Below are 18,499 nucleotides of genomic sequence, written 5' to 3' on the forward strand. Positions count from 1 at the left end.
AGGGCAGCGTGGTTGTCACAAGCAATTTACCGTTCTCACAATGGTCAAATGCGTTCGCTGATGACACCACACTCACGGCTGCACTGCTGGATCGACTGCTTCATCACTCTCACATCATTCAGATAAGTGGAGAGAGTTATCGGCTAAAAGGGAAAAGGGCGTTAGGGACAGTGCCAACCGTTCTACAAAATGAATCGGAGAGGCAGGGATAACTACCATGGGTGGGTCAATTTTACTTCGGCGATAGCGTCGCTAAGTGGATCAGTTTTAAGTCGGCGTTGACATGTAAAGTGTTCACGGTTCCATACCCATTGAGAAACTTGAATTACAGATTCACGATAAATGTGAGAATACATAAATGTGGTATATGGTCTCGCTAGTGCGCGTCGATAAGCTTCCTCTAGTTCGAGCAATTCTAATAGCGTCAACTGAGCTGCCATTAAACGTGGGCTATAGTCGGCAACACCTAATATAGATTGTGTGAACGCAGTGGCTTGTGGCGTTCTGATGTTGTCTATACTCAGGAGTCCCGCAACTGCTGCAAATTGGGCTTTCATCGCGATGAGAGACGCTGTTCGCTGCTCATAAGCAAAGCGATATGATTCAGCTGAACTTTGTAAACTGTTACTAAAATTTACTCGCACGGTTGTAAGGTGGCCATTGTTCGCTCTTGGCGGGAAAGATTGAATCATTCTTTCTTCATCAGATGGAACAACACCAACTAGAACGCTTGAGGGATTCTCACGTCTGGCGGCACTCATTATATTGTGGTTATTTCCTCTGGGGCTGAGACCTTCCACAAGTGCTTGGAATGGTGCTGTGCTAGATAGAAATACGTACTCTACCGCCATCGAATTGTTGGCGAAAAGAGAGAGCATCATCATGCCCATAATATTTCTCGTTAGTTTAAGACTCACTTGGCTTCACCTCCTGTGAGTGATTTTTATCTTTACAGTTCTTGAACATCGATTAGATATCCGCAACTATTTTCAGGTAATTAGTAGCCAAAAAGTTTCTTTTTAGTACGAAAGCAATCAGCACAGTTGGGTGGAAATGCTAATACAGGGTTCAGGTGGAATGAATATGAAAGTGGAAGTGGAAGTGGTGTGATTCTTAATATTGATATTGACTCAATGGATGCTCTATAACTTTGTAGCTTTATCTTTGTTTCCTCTTTTGCCAAATAAAAAATGACCTCACTGATTGAGGCCATTTTTACGCTTTCAGATTTTATCTAATGTTAGTTCACAGTATTGAAAATCTTGACGAGTTCAAACATTGAATTTATGTTCAGTTTGCTAAGTATTCTCGTTTTGTAGGTGCTCACTGTTTTTTGACTAATATCCAGTTCGTTTGAGATTTTCTTATTGGTATATCCTTCCAAAATGTACTTCGCAACGGTTGCTTCTCGGCTGGATAGTTTTGAAAAAAGTGCTGTTAAATTTGATGAAGACGCATAGGTGTCAGTCATCGCGCTGTAAATGGTGTTAGCCGTTTCTGTCACTGTCCGAGATTTCCTGATGTATAAGATGTCGTTATCTTCATCTTTATCCTCGTAAGATTCTAATTCGTAAAAAGGTGACAGTACGAAAATTGGCCCATGATAAAATTCCTTGGCGTGGGTGACGACGTCAGAAATTTCTGGGTTCGACAATCCCTCACTTTCAATGATTAAGGATTGAATAGCATTGTCTCTCAGTTGAGTTGAGACTTCGTCCATTGTATTCACTTGAATCGTATCTATCAGCTCATCATGTTTTTTAATTAACTTAACAAGCGGGGTAGAGCGCTGGTTGTCTACATCAAAATAAACCGATTTCAAACTCTTGCTTTGTGGGAACTGATTCCCCAATTCAGCGCACTTATGTTTTTGGTACAACGAATAAAGATCCGGCGCCCCAATCGGTTTGGATGTGTAGTAGCCTTGGCATGTATCTATCCCTATTCTTTTGGCGAACAAGTAGGCTTCTTCATTCTCGATACCTTCAACAACACAATGAAGCCCCAGAGAATGCGCGAGTAAAAGACAGATTTCAGTGATCTGCTTATTCTTGTAGTTGCTGTGTATGTTTTCTAGAAAGGCTTTGTCAATTTTTAGCTCGGTAAAAGGCAACTGTACGAGCTGACTCAATGATGCAAACCCAGTACCAAAATCATCTATGGCTAACCCAACACCGGCCACTCTTAAACGGGCCAAGTTAGCCAAGGAATCTATTGAGCATTGGTAGACATCTTCTTCTGTCATTTCCAGTGTGAGTTTGTTGACCGGAAAGTCATATTTTTTGCAGACTGCCATCACGAAATCGTAGACATCTGTTTCCAGGCACTCCTGAGAGAAGTTAACTGAAAGCTTCAACTCTTTGCTCATTGAAGCCATGAGTTTCACTGATTTCTCCAACACAATCTCAAAGAGTTGGTTTTTACATCCAAGGTCACCAATAAGATCTATAAAGTGATATGGCCCAAGCACACCATATTCTGGGTGAGATAAGCGTACCAAGCTTTCAACGCCCGATAAGTTACCATTTGAGAGATCAAACTGAGGCTGATAGAAGCAGAAGAAGCGGTCATTTTCGAACCCTTCAAACACATCGTGAGAGCCGATTTGGATCTGAGATACAGAGTGTGCTGTCTTCTTACTCAAAAAATTTGAGTGTTCGAGTACGATATCTTCTAACACTGAATCTGATATCGGTTTTTGGATAGCGCGAACAAAATCGAATCCTGCCATGCTACACATGTCGAATGTGATCTTAAGAATAGCGTCTTCGACTGAACTAAAAATTACCACACTCACATCAGGAGAGATCTTGTTTAGCTTTGAAAGAAACGATACACCGTCCATCCTTGGCATTTGGATGTCACAAAACAAAAGGTCGATGTCGAACTTTCTACAAACATCGATGGCTTCAAGCCCATCCTCCGCAAAGTAAATGTCCGACACTGACAAGTGGGACAATTGCATCTTTAGTCGTGTGGCTTGTATTTTATCGTCTTCTACTATTAGCACTTTCATCGTCATACCCCTGATCAAGCCACTTTTGGAAACATTCAATAATATTTATCAATTCATTTTTAAGCCGTAGCATGTTTTCTTTTTCTAGTTCGGTTGATTTACTGTTCAATACACTGTCAGCATGCTCTGCTAACTGATTTAAATTCAGCGCTTTTGCTGAGCCTTTCAGCTTGTGTGCATGCTCTTTCATTTCAGCAAATTCGCTATTTTCAATCTTAGCTAACTCGTCTACAAAAGTGAGATGAGATACCTTTACGATCTCCAACACGTCCACATCATTAAATGCTTGTGAAATGGCTGCTATATAACTGTTTTCAGGCATTATTTCGTTTTTCTCAGTGTTCTTCTTTTCGATGATGATCAGCTTGTCGTTCACACTGTTGTATTTGGCCAATGCGTTATAGAGAGAAGCGAGCCTAACCGGCTTGTAGATGAAGCCGTCAAAATTTTGCAAGCCTGAATGCAAGTTTGTAAGCCTTGAGTCCTCAGCCGTACAAAGTAGGATTGGCTTCTTTTTGAAAGCCGAAATGTTAGTGCGAATTTCTTTTGAAAGTGTTACGCCATCCATAATAGGCATTCGATAATCCGTTATTAGGAAATCGTAAGCGTCCGGGCTGTCCTTTATTTTGTTGAGGGCTTCGTAGCCATTTTTTGACAAGGTGACATCAAAACCCAACTCTACAAGCTGCCGTTTCATTAGCATCCTATTGATTGGATCATCCTCGGCGACTAATGCGTTTCCTTGAAGCTTTCCTATGTTCTTAGTGCCGACTGAACCCGTAGTGTTTTCTTTATTCTCCAAGAGCTGGAAAAATCCATCAAGATAGAAGTTATTATTGGCTTCAGGCTCGCTAATTGTGTCGCACGTGATCGTTAAACCTAGTACTTTGGCCCACGCAAGCTCCTTTTTGTTAGCTATAGGAAGGTGGATAGTTGCGTGTTCATACTTATCAAGCTTGTTACCAGTGGCAGGGATATAAAATGACACTTTGGTCCCATGATCTGGCTCACTTTCAATTTCGATAGTGCCGTTCATTAACTTCACCAAGTTGGCAACAATCGTCATTCCTAAGCCAGTACCTCCATACTTTCGTGATATGGAGCTGTTTGCTTGCACGTATGGCTGAAACATCTGACTGAGCTTGCTTTTTTCTATGCCACAGCCAGTATCTTTAACCGTGACGTTGATACCATCTTGTTCTGCGTTTACAGAAACAACGATGCGGCCTTCATCTGTAAACTTCATGGCATTCGATAGAATATTCGTGGCGATTTGCCCAACCCGAAACATATCAATGTCAAAAAGTAGGTAGGATGTTTCTTCCCACTTGATGATAAAATCAATGTGCTTTTTCTTTGCTTGAGCGTCAAATGGCCGAAATACTACGCTAAGCTCTTCATAAATATTGGCTGTTCTACTTTCTAATTGCAGTTTCCCAGCCTCAATTTTGGAAAAATCCAGGATGTCATTAACATGACGTTCAAGCTTTTCAGCTGAAATGGTTGCGTTACGAATTAAAAGTTTATCTTCTTTTTCAGACACTCGACTGATGAGCAATTCTAGAAGCCCAATCATGGCGGAAATGGGGGTTCTCAACTCGTGGGAGACGATGGCTAAGAATTCACTTCTTGAAGCCATCACCGTTTTGGTGGTTTTTACCTCGTTGCTAGAATCTATTACTAGCTTATTGAGCATTCTTATACGAATGATGACGACAATTGAAACAATAAGCAAAAAGGTCACAATAATAAGGACATAACGCAGTAGCGTCTTTTCATCTACACCGTATTGGACTTCTGGTAGAGTCTCGTTTCCTTTAAGCCTGTCGAAGTACACTTGGCTGTAACCACTGAGTATGGTTGAGAGGTATTCAAGCAGGTTTTCATTGTTTTTCCTTGTCGCCATAGCAATCGTGACGCCGATCGGAGTTAAACTGTTATCAATGAAAACCGTTTTTTCAGAAATATCTTGTTTAATCAGGTCGCTGTCGACGATTGCAGAGCCAATGACGCCTTGTTCGAGCGCTCTTATTGTTTCGAAGTAGCTGGTAAACAGCACGGTGCTTTCGCTAGGTTTTCTTATCGAATCGAAGATCATCGGGATCCCAACAGTTGCGTTGTTCTCGTTACCTTCGAGTGTGATTTTGATGAGATCTAAACCATGGTAGGGCTTGGTTACCAAAAAACCGTGATCGTCGAGTTTGTTGCTGAAATAGACGGGAATGAGATCGATCACGCCTTGTGAAAGCATAAGATCGATATTTCTTCCGTCAGAAGGCACGTATGTAAACTTTACGATACTTACATCCTCAATGTCCTCAAGGAACTCTCTTACGTAGCCGCCCATTTTTGAAGACCTGTTGTTCTTGTAAGATATTGGAAATAGCCCCTCGGGAAGGGAATACCTCACTTCTGTTTTGACATTTGGAAACTTGAGAAGCTTTAGGTAACTGGTTTCGCTGAAACTAAATATTTTTAAGGATTTGAAGTTACCGTCAGTACTATCAGATTTTATGTCCTTTATAAGGCCATTGAGTGCTAAAGCCAGTTTCTCATCACTGGTCGCGATCGTTTTTTTGTTTAGACCCAAGCCAATATCGAAGATGGTTAATCCACGACTTAGATCTTTATTGCTTAAGTTTGTTAGCAGCGAAATTGGTGTGGTGATAGTCGCATCAGCTCCACCATTTTTCAGTGTCTTGAACATCTCTTCATAGCTATTGCTCAACTGTATGTTGCTATAGCCTTTGCTTTGAATGAGATCACAGGCGATGCTGTTTTTTACACAGATCCATCGCTGTTGACTGAGAGAAATGTTACCGTCGTACTTTGTATTGTCAGAGAGGAATATAATACGTAGTTCTGTGTAGACAGGCTCTGTCGTATACAGATGCGTTATTGCAGACATCGCGTTGAAAATCCCCTGATTGCTGAGCGCGGCGTCAAGTTTTCCATTTTGTATCGCCTCTTCGAGCGATGAAATACTGTCGTATTCTGTAATGTTATAGTCTACGCCTAGTGTGCTCCCAAAATCTTCGAGGATATCGATATTTAAAGACGAGCCTCTTGAGCGGGACGAGTTGTAGTCGCTTTTTAGTACACCAAAATGAAACTTTTTAGTCTTGTCGATCGTATCAGTATCGTCGACAGCAGAAGCTAGGGAGGATGGTGATGCTATATACAGTACAGGAGCCAGTAACGTGCACAACATCATAAGTATATTGAAAAAAGAAGCCTTTTGATGCTGTGTAACCATGTGATATTTCCGTGGTGGTGTTTGAGTTTAGTACACAAAAGCCATTGATATATAAGAGTAAAAGGTATTTTTGTGATCTTGTGTACGGCAGTGATCCTCAGAATATGCTTTATTTTTAATTGTACTTAACTACACCACTAACATATTAGACAAATGGTTCTTTTGCAAACTACAGGTTTTTTGAAATCAACCACAATAGATCTCCCTATAAATCTTGATGTCGATTTTACCTAGTATAAATCACTGCGCTTTAAAAGTGTAGAGCAGAGCCATGTGATAAGTTTTACGCTCTCATTTTTATTGGTGTAAATTATTATCGTTGATTTCTCTTAATATTTAATATTACGTACGAATATTCCTACAACAAAACAGCTTTCATATTTAATCTAAAATTATTATTATGTGTAAATATTCCTATTTTCATGTGCTTGCAAAGAAAGCAAAACGGGTAAATCAATGACTAATTCTAGCAAGGGTCTATTTTATAAAAGAGTTACTCATCACGCCATCATTGGTTATGATTACCAAATGGTGTTGCCGAATCTATTTTCGCCAAATTTTGATGAATCAGTAGATATGATCTGCGGTTATATATTACGCACCTACAAAGCGGCAAGAAAAGTAAATCGAGATATGTGCAGGACTTTAAGGTTCGGTGTTAATTCTAAACTCTCAATAGATGCAATTCATAATGTAGGTAGTATAAGTCCCCAAAACGTGAAGAATTTCACGAAAAAATTTGACATCGATATCTTTTTAGATGTTGATGCTCATTGTATCGAAAACGGTATGCTTTTCGAATCTTGCAAGAGACTTAAGGAATCTGGCTTTTCTCGCGTGTACGTCAGCGCGGGCATGGGGTTAATGATTATACCTGACCATGTACTGGAACTTTGTGATGGGGTGAAACTCTCTAACAACTTCTTTTTAGAAACATTTAAAGGTGATAGGAAATTTTTGACGGACTGCCTAATTTATTTATGTAAAAGACATAAAGGAGACATCATTGTGGACGGTGTCAATAATCATCAGTCATACGCCTTTTTGTCAAATTTTCCAGTCGCCATGTCTGGATCATTCTTTTTCTAAAATTGATTGGTATTTATCATGGACTCTATTGCAATTAAAAAATTGAAAAAACTCGGGAATGACTTGTCAGAATTAGACGAGCTAACAAGGCGCTATTTTGCTTCTTTTATGAAAGAGATTGTTGTTCCTTTTTCAAAATCTGATGTGGAGCGTTCTTTGGAAAACATGGACAAAGCAACGAAGCAAGTTATGGTTCAGTTTAAATATCTGAAGCCAGATCATTGTTTTTACGGACATGTAGTTCCTTATCATATGGTAGTTGTCGTCGTGGATTATTCAGAATCAGAGAAAAAGAACCTTGCCATTCCAATCTGGGACGATGAGGAACTTAGTGTTTTCAAAACCAAAGTTTTGCTTTCACTTAAACGGAGTTTGAATCAGTAATAAATATCTATTGCTACCATCCAACAGTACCAGAAAGTACTAATGTTGGTAAATTCACGCCCTCCTGTAGGAATCATCTTACTTTTCAATTTAACACTCAATAGGTATATTGGCGTCATCAAATGCTTTGAGTTGATATCGATTCGACGAAATTTTTCAAGTACACGTTTGTCGCTGTTCGTAATGACATTCGAATAAAGTGATAGTAAGTTTATTGATTCTGAAATCGAATTTTAATTAGAGCGAACGCCAAGGTCTTACCTTGAATGTTAATTTAATCAAAGATGCCGCACGCGGCATCTTTATATTATTGCTTTTGACCTCATCCGAATATGATTCGACGAAAACTGCTGTTGAGTTTAGGAAGATTAAAAGCTCCGCAGGTAACAAGATATATATTGATGGTGTAAGACATCCATCCGGTTTGACGCCGATTGACTATAGTGGCAATCCCAAGTCTATATTTTTGGAAGGTGACATTGTGAGTTCGTCGAGAGGCTATGTATTCTTGGCTAACGATAACGTTAAGTTTGAGAAAAATATAGACCAAGCTGGGAACTGGATTGAAGTCAATACGGTGAATGAAGAGCGTATGTCGAACCCATATATGGAATACAATACGGTTGATATCGACATCATGCATGGTGTTGGAGGAAGCGTTTATGACAAGTATGCCTATATCGTAATACCGTCTATTAGCTTGGCTGAATTTAATAGTAAGTTAGCAGTAAGCGATAAAGTAGGTGTTGACGTTTTAATGGTATCGGGCGATGCGCATGTTATTTCTGTTCCAGAATCAGGTTTAATTGCTGCGAACGTTTTTTCTGAAGATGGTTATGTCAATGATATATTGGAAGTATCCACTCAATCGGCTGTGGTTTTTGAAAAAAAATTGAATAAAATCAAAGTATGGCTTTCTGAACCTACGCGGTCACACAATCAAGTCAGCTTGTTATTTCCAAAAGAGAGCAACCTGATATTAGAGCCTATGTATCAAAACATAGTAAGCGTTGAAGATGATCACTTTATCGTAGATACAAGTGCAAAGGACGGCGAGACGATCTTCTTTGAGTTAACCATTGATTAGTTCCAACTGAAATGAAAACCCTCCTTATTTTGGGAGGGTTTTTAATTAAAAAAAATAATGGAAAATCCAAAGATTCTTTTTGATTGAAATTCATAACCAAAAAATAGGCCGTAGATTGTAACATGCTCTATTCTTTCACAAACCACAGCGCAGCCAATGGCCGCGCTGAGTGGTTTAATTAGTCATTCAAATAACGCTCAATCAAATGCTGTTTGAAGTATTCAGGGTTCAATGATTCGCCCGTCGCTTCTAAGATCATTTCTTCTGTGGTCAATGTTGAACCTTTCGACCAGACTTTTGCTTCTAACCAAGCACTGATTGGCTTCATGTCTAGATTGCGAATGCAGGTGTCGACATCAACGTCTTTACGCATTGCAGCCATAAATTGGGCTGCATACATGGCGCCCAGCGTATAGCTTGGAAAATAGCCGAAACTTCCGTCGGTCCAGTGAATATCTTGCATGCAACCGTTGGTGAAATTCCCTTCGGTATCAATACCCAAAAATTCCTGCATTTTTTGGTTCCAGAGGGCGGGAATATCTTCCACTTCGATGGAGCCTTCAATCAAGCCTCGCTCGATTTCATAGCGAAGAATAATGTGTGCGGGGTAGGTGACCTCATCTGCGTCAACGCGAATAAAACCAGGTTGAACACGTTTGTAGAGTGTGTTCATGTTGTAGAGTGAGAAAGCGGGATCGGTTTCTCGGTCAAATGTTTCGGCTGCCATTTTGGCGATATGAGCGACAAATTCAGGTGAACGTGCAATCTGCATTTCAAAGAAAAGGCTCTGGCTTTCGTGAATACCCATAGAGCGAGCTTCAGACGCAGGATGCCCGGCTAGGTGCTTTGGCAATCCCTGTTCATAGCGGGCATGGCCAGTTTCGTGAATGACGCCCATGATGGCTGAGGTGAAATCTTCTTCATCATAGCGTGTGGTAATTCGGACATCAGTTAGTGCGCCATCATAACCCGTATTTCGTAGCGGGGTTCGAACGGTGTACGAAAACCTTTACTTCCATTCTTCTCACATTCAATATTGATGCATCCAGCATGAGAAATGGAATGAATCATGGCCTATTACGCGTACACCCGTTACAGCTCATCACAACAAAATGAATCATCAACAACCCGCCAAATCGAACTTGCTCAAGAGTGGTGTACTCAAAATAACGCCGCTCTATCCCACACCTTCAGCGACGAAGCCGTTTCTGGCAGTAGAACGGAATTTGACGAACGCCCACAACTTCAGCTGTTACTTTCGACCGTGAAGTCAGGTGACGTGATTCTAGTGGAGCAGGTCGACCGCTTGTCGCGTAGACATTATAAGGAGACGTTGACATTAATTTGGAAGCTGGATGCTCTGGGAGTTACGCTGATCAGCACAAGTCAAAATCGTACAATCACCGATAATGACATCAGTGAAACGATCATGTCGCTAATCGACGCCGACAAAGCTCATCAATACTCAAAACAACTGTCCGAAAGGTCGAGCCGTGGGAAGCTGCTTGCAAGAAAACGTCAAGTCGAAGGCGTGGATGGGCAGCCTCTGTCGTACATGACACCTTCATGGATTCGTCGTAGTGATGACAAGCTCTCATATCACCTAATCCCAGAACGTGTCGAAGTGGTTAGGTATATGGTTGAGTTGGCTTCATTCCTTGGAGCCAGTGCAATAGCCAAACGACTCACTGATGAAGGTATTCCATGCTGGATCAAATCTAAGTATGTCAACAAAGATGGTGAGACTCGGTGGACTGCCTCTCATGTGAAGACAATCGTGAGGAATAAACATTTATCAGGGGATGGCGATGTGAAGGGTATTGGCATTGTCCAAAACTACTTTCCAGCCGCCATCACCAAAGATGAACACATCATACTGAACCAACACCTATCAAAAAGAACGAATTCAAAATCACGCACCAACGGTGGCACAACCTTCAGGAATTTGTTTTCGAATCTGGGGCGGTGTGGGGTAGTGGAGAACGGTGTGATGTGTGGTCATACGATGTGGATAAAGAATTGTGGGGCGAGGAAAAACGGCTCTCAGAGGATCTATCTATATTGCGCCAACGGCTGCTCACGACAGATGAAATATGATGGCATAGAAAAATCATTCATCAAATTCTGCCGCGAAATCGACTGGTCGATATTCGATGGTGACAGCACCAAGGATGAGACCAAAACCATTGAACTCAAAATTGCCGAAATTGAGGAATCCAAGAAGACGACTCAAGGACAGATTGATAACTTAGTCTTAGCTATCGCCAGCACTGGCAATACAGCGTTAATCGCTAAACTGGAAGAGCTACAGGGCGATTTATCGGCATATGACGAGAACCTTAATCATCATAAGAACCTTCTACGCGCTGAACTATATAAACGGTCAAAGACTAATCAACACGATATCAAACAGCTGGCTGAGAATCTAAGCAGCGATGCAGAAAGTCGGATGAAGTTGAATCAGGCCTTGCGTGACAGGTTGGACTACCTTCGTTTCAATCTCAACAACTCACCCAGACCTCACATCTCACTCCGTTCTGGAGGCAGAGCGCAAGTCATATTTTTCGATGATAATGTGGAAGCTGGGATTGGTTATGAGGAAGAAGAAGAAGAGTTGGGGTAGTGAACACGAAGAAGGGAAGATAGAAGTGGGAAAAGAACGGAGCACCTAGCTGTGCTCCGTTTTGTTTTAGCTAAACGCCGTATACACCGAACCATTTTCGGTGACCTCAAGTTGATGCCGTAGCTCCCCGTCCACGAATAATTTCTCAATGAAGTGCGTTCTCGTCTTGTATTTCCTATTTTGTGAGACGTTTAGGTTAGGGTTAAACAATATATCTTCATGACGCTCTTGGTTGCTAATCATTTTCATCATTATAATCCTCTTAAAACAACAATTTAGTTAAGTTGATCATGATGTGACGTTGTCACTAAGTAAACCCAGATCACATAGTTTATTGAAATAAAATACAATGTATTTTATTATGACGATAAGATATTTTGATTGATGGAAGGGAGTGATGAGATGAGTAATGTTTTTGAAGGCATGGAAAAAGATGAGATGGTTCTGGATAATGTTCGCTACCTATGTGGCAACATCGATCCGATGTGGCTTGAGCCAAACGACAGCTATACATTCGTTGAGCTTGAGAATGATGTGATCAAATTAACTTGGACTGACTTGGAAGCGTTGCGAAATGCTGACATGACCGCAGTGAGTCCATATGAAGACTATGTGGTGCCTGTTGAGCAGCAAGCGCACAGAGTATTCTGGTTCACTGGAACAGTGTGATTTGGAATGGGTGGCCTAGTCGATGATATTGTCTAGGCCATTTTGTTCTTCAAATTCTAATCACAAACAGTTGTGATTTTGGTGCGGGGCTTGCCGTTATCATCATGATATTGAACGGTGACCACACGACAACCCGTTGCTTGATTCACGCTACCTTCAGTGACCCGCGCCGTTGATGGCTTTCCAACCTTGTTGTGATATCGATACTCAGTGGTGTCTGCTGCTAGGCAAGGCGAAACCCACAAAACTGTCATCAACAAAAATAACCACACAATTCTCATTTCTCTATCTCCTCCGGTGTTTGCTAGTGAGCCAATACCATACCTCGCAATTCCCATCTCGAAAAATGACTAATTTCACCAGAAAATCAATGTCTTATAGTGGACTGCCATCAACCTATCTATAGACAATTGCCATCATTCCAGCTTCCCCTAAATACAAGGAGTGCAGGAGCACACAACGTGGAAATTTGACAAATTATTTCGGTCGAAACTGATGCTCTGTTTACATAGAGAACTGCGTCAAAGTTGATTAGAAGTTATTCAAAATCGCCCAAGGTATGAGATACAACAGAATAAGTATGTATCTAACTATAGACATAATGTATGTAGGGGATAGACTGTCCGAACTGGAAAGACATAGAAGAATACGCTGATGTATCAGATGGATGAAAATAATAGTGGTGGTGTGGGAGCTAAAGCTGGTTTCTACTTTCAAGACCATGTGGCGACATTGCTAGCCTCTGAAATGTTACTCGATAATCGAGTACGAGGTATTGGTTGCGAAGTGGGCGATGACATTGATGTTTTTCATTCAGATGACAGTGTGACACACGTACAGGTTAAAACTGGTACGGTTGATAAGGATTGGAACTTGACTCAGTTGAGGGCTCCTAGAAATTCTGGCGCAGTTAAAGATCCGAACTCATCGATACTACATAAGAGCCTAGAGCTTGATAAAGATCCTACTGTTACAAGCAAATTTATGCTGGTTACGGACAAGCCCGTAGCATCGTCATTGAGTTTTCTCGAAATTCCTCTAGACAAGCGATCACTAAAAACTGGAAGGGATGCTCTAGTTAAGTCTATTGATCTTGGCTTGAAAAACGGGTTCAAATCAGGAAACGGTAACGGTGGAGGCTACTGGGTAGATAACACGATATGGCGTGTATTTAGCGACATAGAGTTTGTGATTCTAAAAGTTGAGCACAATCTAAGGTCTGCTTGTGAGGAATTGCTCAATTGCACACTCTCTAATGAAGGGATCCGACAATTAGGCGAAATTCTTTGCAATAGAATCTACGCGAAAAGTCAGATTTCAAAGAAGACAGGCGACGTAGTTGATAAGACCCTGACAAGAGATGAAGCGCAAAGTCTTCTTAGGCAATTCGCAACCAATAACACACTCGCTCCTAAAGCATACTCAAATAAGAATCTACCTGAAATCGTAACTCCATTATTCGAAGAAAGTGAAGATAAGCGTCGGAAAAGAGGATTCACCCAAGGATTTAACTTCGGTGCCTATAGGTATGACCATGTAGTAGACATGTTGATTGACTGGGTTGACGAGGTGTTTTTGAGACCGTCTGAGATTGTTGGTGGCTCTCAAACTTTTGGCAAAGCTCAGGAGATTAGGGAGAGAATTGCAGGGTTAGATCTGAAGACAGTCACTGCGAGAACGATACTAAACAGCATTTTAAGAAAGCAAAATCAACAATCACAACCCATACCGATGGTCATGTTTGCTGCTAATGGCAATAAATGCCTTAAATTTGACTCTGTTCACATCGTTCTAGGGGAGCAGAATATAAATGAGTTGTGGGTTGGTGTTACTGAGTTCATAGAAAATAGCGATGTCATATTTGATGTAATGCAAAGATTGTCTGACAAAATTTCTGACTTGATTTTCCTTGATATGGACAAGGATCGCAGGATCATTTTGGAGGCTAAAGACGACAAATACCTATTCAAGCATGACATAGACTCGATTTTAGACACTTCCAGTAGCTTTGAATCAAACCTTGAAAGGTTCAAATTTGTGGTTTTCATTTCATATAAGATGGATTCATATGACCATCTTACAAGCGAAAGCGATTTGATGACCGACATAAAAAACAAGATCGATCATATGTATAATTTGATGGTTAGTAAGAACCCATTCTTCGCTCAAGTTCGTCTCGGATTTTACGTCTTTCCTACACCGTGTAACGATACAATTTTAAACAAATTAAAAGATAAGATTTCACTATGAATACAGAGTCCACTGATGAAGTACAATCACTAGATTATTTGAAGTTGGCTTCTGATTATCTATCAAATCCAGTAAGTGCAGCTAGTGGTCGTGATATGATAATTCGCGCACTAGATGAAAGAGAAAAATACAAGACTTATGATCAAATCCTTAAGCATTTAGTTAAGAAAGCTGGTTTGTTTCCATATCTAAATAGCGAGTTTGATGAACACGATATTGATGATGTCGTAACAATTGAAGCAAACAGACCAAAAAACGATAAAGATATCGTATTTCATTCAACCCAAACACGAGTTTTTAATCAGCTACTAAGTGGTAAAAATGTTGTTTTAAGTGCGCCGACAAGTATGGGTAAGAGTGCGATACTATCCAATCTCCTAACAACGGATAAATATCACACAGCAGTTCTTATAGTGCCCACGATCGCATTAATTGATGAGACAAGAAAGAAATTATCTGAGTCATTAAGTGACCAATACAAAATAATTCATCATAATAGCCAGCCATATGACCCAGAAATTCCAACTGTTTTTGTATTGACACAAGAACGAGTCATTCAGAGAACAGACCTGCAAAATGTTGATATCTTTATAATAGATGAATTCTACAAGCTCGGATTTAAGTATGACAGGAACGGGTTTCTCAAATATGATGAGAGAGCAATCTCTTTAAATATTTCACTATCTAAGTTATTAAAAATATCTAAGCAATGGTTTTTTATTGGTCCAAACATCACAAGTGTTAAAGGATTGTCAAACTTGGTTGGGGACTTTACCTTTATTTGTAGCGACTTCCGAACTGTTTCAGTAGATGTTATAGAATATGATATTAACGCGTCGGATAAAGAAAGAAAAAACAAGGTTCTTGTAGAAATCCTTAATGAAAATAAAGATGAGAAAACAATAATTTACTGTCGCTCTCCAAACTCCGCCAACAAATTAGCGCGATTCCTAATGGAAGAGGAAAGATTCAAACAAAACTTAAAAGGCCAATTTATTGATTGGCTGTCAGAAGCATATGATCCTAGATGGAATTATTGTAAATCATTGACGCGCGGAATTGTTCTGCATCATGGTGTTCTTCCTAGGGCATTACAACACTTTTCAATTGATATTTTTAAGCGCTCTAGACAACACAATGTTCTTATCTGTACGTCCACAATTATTGAAGGCGTTAATACAAGTGCAAAAAATGTCATTATCTATGAAAACTACAATGGCACTGAGGGTGTAGATAAGTTTACCCACAATAATATCAAAGGTAGAGCTGGCAGGATGTACAACCATTTTGTCGGCAGGGTTTATTGTTTGCAGTCTCAACCAGAAGAAGATTCATCTGATGAGTTAGTGGTGCCAATTGGGGATGATGATATTGACTGCCCACTAAATTTACTGGGTTCAATTGACGCAGATCATTTATCATCTTCAGGACAAGAAAGATGGGAAAAGTTCAGGGATGAAACCATAGTTCCAGTTGAGATAATACGAAATAATTCCTCTTTTGAGGTGGACAAAATAGAGTCGTTGTTTGCATCAATAGATAGAACTCGAATAATGCAACCCGAGTTGTATGAACAATTGAATTTCTATGGTTACCCAAATACAGATGCACTCTATTTCATTATAGAGCGCTTCATTGATGTAAGACAAAAAGTTCTAACAAGGAATGGATTTTCGGTCACATCAAAAGATGGCAAGGATCCAGTGGTATCAATCTGCGGGAAGTTTCGCGCATACATTGGTGCTGAATCAGTAAGTGATTATCTAAAGAAACAAATGGAATGGAAGTTAGAAAAACTTACAGAAGAGGCGATAAATAAAGAGGATATGGATGAGCAGATGTCCGGAGTTATTGATGATGAGTTAAAGATCATTGCTAACGTATACGGATTCAGTTTTCCGAATTTCCTTTCACTATTTTCAGGAATATTGTTCTTCTTAAATTTCAAGCATAACAACAAGTTAACTTTTGATTATACTCAGCTGATCAATGACATGGAGTTCCAAAAGCTGACCGTAGGTTATGCTGCAATTCATGAGATGGGTGTTCCTTACCAAACGCTTAAAGCTATAAGAGAGATGTTGAAGGGTATTGATGAGTCATCTGTTGATGAAATAACCAATGCTATCAAAACAAAAAGTGAAGTTATGGACTCTCTGGGTTTAGTAGATAGGTACTTTATCAAGGCAGCAAAGTTATAAGTCTTATTGTCTTGTCCCACTCCGAACTCAATCTACCAGTTCATATATCACGATTCCTATCTGAACTGGTAGATTGTTCTCCTCTCATTATTACTGAGTAAAACACACTCATTCCTTTTGACTTGTCATCCTTTCTTATAATAAAAATCATGCATAGCTAGTGCTAGTTAATCACTATGCCATATATCCAACCAATTGTTTTTAAATTCGATGCTGTATCAGCGAAGTAAATATTTTATGTAATTTTTGGTAACAATATGAGCACAATCAAATCTTTTGTTTTTATTGAAGATATATTTATATTTCGTATATATAATGGCTTCTATGAACGGAAGAGCGATCCTTTACAAACTAAGAAGTGAACATGTCATTTATATTTGATTTACTAACAGATCGTGTAGACAAAGATATCAAAGATACTTTGTATAAGAATAGACGGTTCCTCAAGGATCGCTGGGGATACTGGGAGCGAAATATTGTTCTTTGGTCTTCTAACTATTCAAAGTATATACCGTTGACTTTCTTGGCTTTTTCATTGATTGCAGTGTTGGTTTTTATGATTTTGCCATACGCAAGGCCATATCTATTGGGTTTATATCCAAAATGGGAAGGCATTAGTGATTGGCAAGATACATTTCTCTCAGGTCAATTGACCGTTGTGGGTGTTGTATACCCTCTGGTTATTGGTTTAGTTAGTATATTATTTCAAAATAAATCTGAGAAAAAGGCTACCTTTCCAATTTTCCAAATTTATTCAGGTTTTATGTATGCGGGCTTAAGTGGCTTATCCCTGTCTGGTTTTATAGTTTTAAGCTATTTAATAAAACCGTATATTCCTGAAAATGCCTACTCCGCAATATGTATTAGTTCAGCATTATGGATGTTGTTTAATACTGTACTTACATCGTGGTTCTTTGTGCAAACTTTTAGAGTTATGGATGATAGTTCTCGTGAAAAGATTGTTCTTAGATATACAATATTAGAGTTATGTGAAATTGATGTTCGAGAGAGAATTAAACGGAATCTAATTAATTATCCTGTGGAATATAATTTAATAAAGTCATTTGATTCTGCAATATTGGATGTAATGAAATATGTGTTCGATGATAGAAACTCCAAATGTCCTCGAGTAGTTTGTAATGTGGGGAATAAGAATGACATAAAAAATATAAATTACAGTCTGATTAATTTTGCCATTTGGTTACAGACTTACATTTTGAAAAATAAGAGTATAAATAGTGCCGAGTTGATCGTTGTTCCCAGCTTTAATGAGGGTAAATGCAATATTGTCAAATATAAGGGATTTAAGATAAATCCAATAGTTGAAATCCTTATAAAATGTGCTTTCTCGTTTGGTGAATCTGAACACCTAAAAAAGCTGAGTCTCGCAAATATTGTTAATAGTTTTGTCGGTTCTGCTTATGACTCACTAAGAGATGAAAACTCTAAAGAATTTTCTGAATGTATAGAAGGGGCAATTATTGCTCATTCAGATATTGCTTCAGCTTTATCATTCTATAATGATTCTGGAAACATAGATAATTGGATGGCACTTCGTTCAACAACCTTTCTAGGAAGGAGTTACTTTGTTACCGCCGATGTAAAAATGACCCACTAACGTCGATTTAAAATTGACCCACCTGAGACAAAATGTCTGTTCGTTTCATGGATAAAACGGCGGACTATGATCAATCAGGAGCAACTAGTGGATATACACGTTTTACATCAACAGGGCCAAAGCATCCGCCGTATCGCAAAGACGTTGGGTGTATCTAGAAACACGGTGAGAGTTTACCTTAGGAATAAAGACAGACTTCCTGTGTACCCCGAACGTCAGTCACGCCCGTCGAAGCTAGACCCCTATTACGATTATTTACTTGGTCGCATTGAAGCAGCAAAGCCACATTGGATACCTGCCACCGTT

At 39.7% G+C, this 18,499-nt stretch carries 14 protein-coding genes and 1 pseudogene; 10 read left to right on the forward strand and 5 right to left on the reverse strand.

Annotated elements, in window-relative coordinates; all coding sequences use genetic code 11:
- On the forward strand, positions 1-212 hold a 212-nt coding region (locus B5D35_RS18810; protein WP_170915223.1), incomplete at its 5' end, for an ATP-binding protein.
- On the opposite strand, the gene B5D35_RS18815 is transcribed toward B5D35_RS18810, so the two are convergent.
- The 3 genes from B5D35_RS18815 to B5D35_RS18825 all read right to left on the reverse strand — a co-directional run bounded on the left by B5D35_RS18815 (position 213) and on the right by B5D35_RS18825 (position 6,272).
- Positions 213-917, reverse strand: a complete 705-nt coding sequence (locus tag B5D35_RS18815; RefSeq protein ID WP_244556665.1) for a hypothetical protein — start codon at positions 915-917, stop codon at positions 213-215.
- A 323-nt stretch (positions 918-1,240) separates the two neighbouring features.
- A complete protein-coding gene (locus B5D35_RS18820; protein WP_078754055.1) occupies positions 1,241-3,016 on the reverse strand; it encodes an EAL domain-containing protein in 1,776 nt (591 codons plus the stop codon).
- Complete coding sequence (locus tag B5D35_RS18825) at positions 2,988-6,272, reverse strand: ATP-binding protein (RefSeq protein ID WP_078754056.1); 3,285 nt, start codon at positions 6,270-6,272, stop codon at positions 2,988-2,990. The genes B5D35_RS18820 and B5D35_RS18825 overlap by 29 nt, the downstream gene beginning before the upstream one ends.
- Before the next feature lie 456 nt (positions 6,273-6,728).
- On the opposite strand from B5D35_RS18825, the gene B5D35_RS18830 reads away from it, so the two are divergent.
- From B5D35_RS18830 to B5D35_RS18840, 3 genes are all read left to right on the forward strand, one after another.
- Entirely contained in the window at positions 6,729-7,361 is a 633-nt protein-coding gene (locus B5D35_RS18830; protein WP_078754057.1) for a hypothetical protein, read from the forward strand.
- A gap of 18 nt (positions 7,362-7,379) precedes the next feature.
- Complete coding sequence (locus B5D35_RS18835; RefSeq protein WP_078754058.1) at positions 7,380-7,745, forward strand: hypothetical protein; 366 nt, start codon at positions 7,380-7,382, stop codon at positions 7,743-7,745.
- A 262-nt stretch (positions 7,746-8,007) separates the two neighbouring features.
- Positions 8,008-8,832 (forward strand): polysaccharide lyase beta-sandwich domain-containing protein, encoded by an 825-nt coding sequence (locus tag B5D35_RS18840; RefSeq protein WP_244556666.1) that lies wholly within the window; start codon positions 8,008-8,010, stop codon positions 8,830-8,832.
- Between the two features lie 178 nt (positions 8,833-9,010).
- Here B5D35_RS18840 and B5D35_RS18845 read toward each other — a convergent pair.
- Positions 9,011-9,793: pseudogene (locus B5D35_RS18845) on the reverse strand (carboxypeptidase M32); the annotation flags it as partial.
- A 108-nt stretch (positions 9,794-9,901) separates the two neighbouring features.
- Here B5D35_RS18845 and B5D35_RS18850 point away from each other — a divergent pair.
- Positions 9,902-11,455: a recombinase family protein gene (locus tag B5D35_RS18850; protein WP_078754060.1), complete on the forward strand. Its 1,554-nt coding sequence runs from the start codon at positions 9,902-9,904 to the stop codon at positions 11,453-11,455.
- Between the two features lie 402 nt (positions 11,456-11,857).
- On the forward strand, positions 11,858-12,124 hold the full coding sequence (locus B5D35_RS18860) for a hypothetical protein (RefSeq protein ID WP_078754062.1): 267 nt from the start codon (positions 11,858-11,860) through the stop codon (positions 12,122-12,124).
- A 56-nt stretch (positions 12,125-12,180) separates the two neighbouring features.
- Here B5D35_RS18860 and B5D35_RS18865 read toward each other — a convergent pair whose 3' ends face one another.
- Positions 12,181-12,405, reverse strand: coding sequence for a hypothetical protein (locus tag B5D35_RS18865; RefSeq protein ID WP_078754063.1), 225 nt, complete (start codon positions 12,403-12,405; stop codon positions 12,181-12,183).
- A 373-nt stretch (positions 12,406-12,778) separates the two neighbouring features.
- Here B5D35_RS18865 and B5D35_RS18870 point away from each other — a divergent pair, with 373 nt between their 5' ends.
- The 4 genes from B5D35_RS18870 to B5D35_RS18885 all read left to right on the forward strand — a co-directional run.
- Positions 12,779-14,374, forward strand: coding sequence for a dsDNA nuclease domain-containing protein (locus tag B5D35_RS18870; RefSeq protein WP_078754064.1), 1,596 nt, complete (start codon positions 12,779-12,781; stop codon positions 14,372-14,374).
- On the forward strand, positions 14,371-16,575 hold the full coding sequence (locus B5D35_RS18875) for a DEAD/DEAH box helicase (protein WP_078754065.1): 2,205 nt from the start codon (positions 14,371-14,373) through the stop codon (positions 16,573-16,575). The genes B5D35_RS18870 and B5D35_RS18875 overlap by 4 nt, the downstream gene beginning before the upstream one ends.
- A gap of 364 nt (positions 16,576-16,939) precedes the next feature.
- Positions 16,940-18,193 carry a hypothetical protein gene (locus tag B5D35_RS18880; protein ID WP_078754066.1) on the forward strand — a complete coding sequence of 418 codons (1,254 nt, stop codon included), beginning with the start codon at positions 16,940-16,942 and terminating at the stop codon, positions 18,191-18,193.
- Positions 18,194-18,259: 66 nt separating this feature from the next.
- A partial coding sequence (locus tag B5D35_RS18885; RefSeq protein WP_139367808.1) for a helix-turn-helix domain-containing protein occupies positions 18,260-18,499 on the forward strand: 240 nt, incomplete at its 3' end.

Origin of the sequence: Enterovibrio nigricans DSM 22720 (assembly GCF_900167155.1) — a bacterium.
Taxonomy (GTDB): Bacteria; Pseudomonadota; Gammaproteobacteria; order Enterobacterales; family Vibrionaceae; genus Enterovibrio; species Enterovibrio nigricans.

Excerpts from the sequence above, each read along its gene's own strand:
- B5D35_RS18820 (WP_078754055.1), bottom strand. The coding sequence starts at position 3,016 with ATGAAAGTGCTAATAGTAGAAGACGATAAAATACAAGCCACACGACTA.
- B5D35_RS18825 (WP_078754056.1), bottom strand. The coding sequence starts at position 6,272 with ATGGTTACACAGCATCAAAAGGCTTCTTTTTTCAATATACTTATGATG.
- B5D35_RS18830 (WP_078754057.1), top strand. The coding sequence starts at position 6,729 with ATGACTAATTCTAGCAAGGGTCTATTTTATAAAAGAGTTACTCATCAC.
- B5D35_RS18835 (WP_078754058.1), top strand. The coding sequence starts at position 7,380 with ATGGACTCTATTGCAATTAAAAAATTGAAAAAACTCGGGAATGACTTG.
- B5D35_RS18850 (WP_078754060.1), top strand. The coding sequence starts at position 9,902 with ATGGCCTATTACGCGTACACCCGTTACAGCTCATCACAACAAAATGAA.
- B5D35_RS18860 (WP_078754062.1), top strand. The coding sequence starts at position 11,858 with ATGAGTAATGTTTTTGAAGGCATGGAAAAAGATGAGATGGTTCTGGAT.
- B5D35_RS18865 (WP_078754063.1), bottom strand. The coding sequence starts at position 12,405 with ATGAGAATTGTGTGGTTATTTTTGTTGATGACAGTTTTGTGGGTTTCG.
- B5D35_RS18870 (WP_078754064.1), top strand. The coding sequence starts at position 12,779 with ATGTATCAGATGGATGAAAATAATAGTGGTGGTGTGGGAGCTAAAGCT.
- B5D35_RS18875 (WP_078754065.1), top strand. The coding sequence starts at position 14,371 with ATGAATACAGAGTCCACTGATGAAGTACAATCACTAGATTATTTGAAG.
- B5D35_RS18880 (WP_078754066.1), top strand. The coding sequence starts at position 16,940 with ATGTCATTTATATTTGATTTACTAACAGATCGTGTAGACAAAGATATC.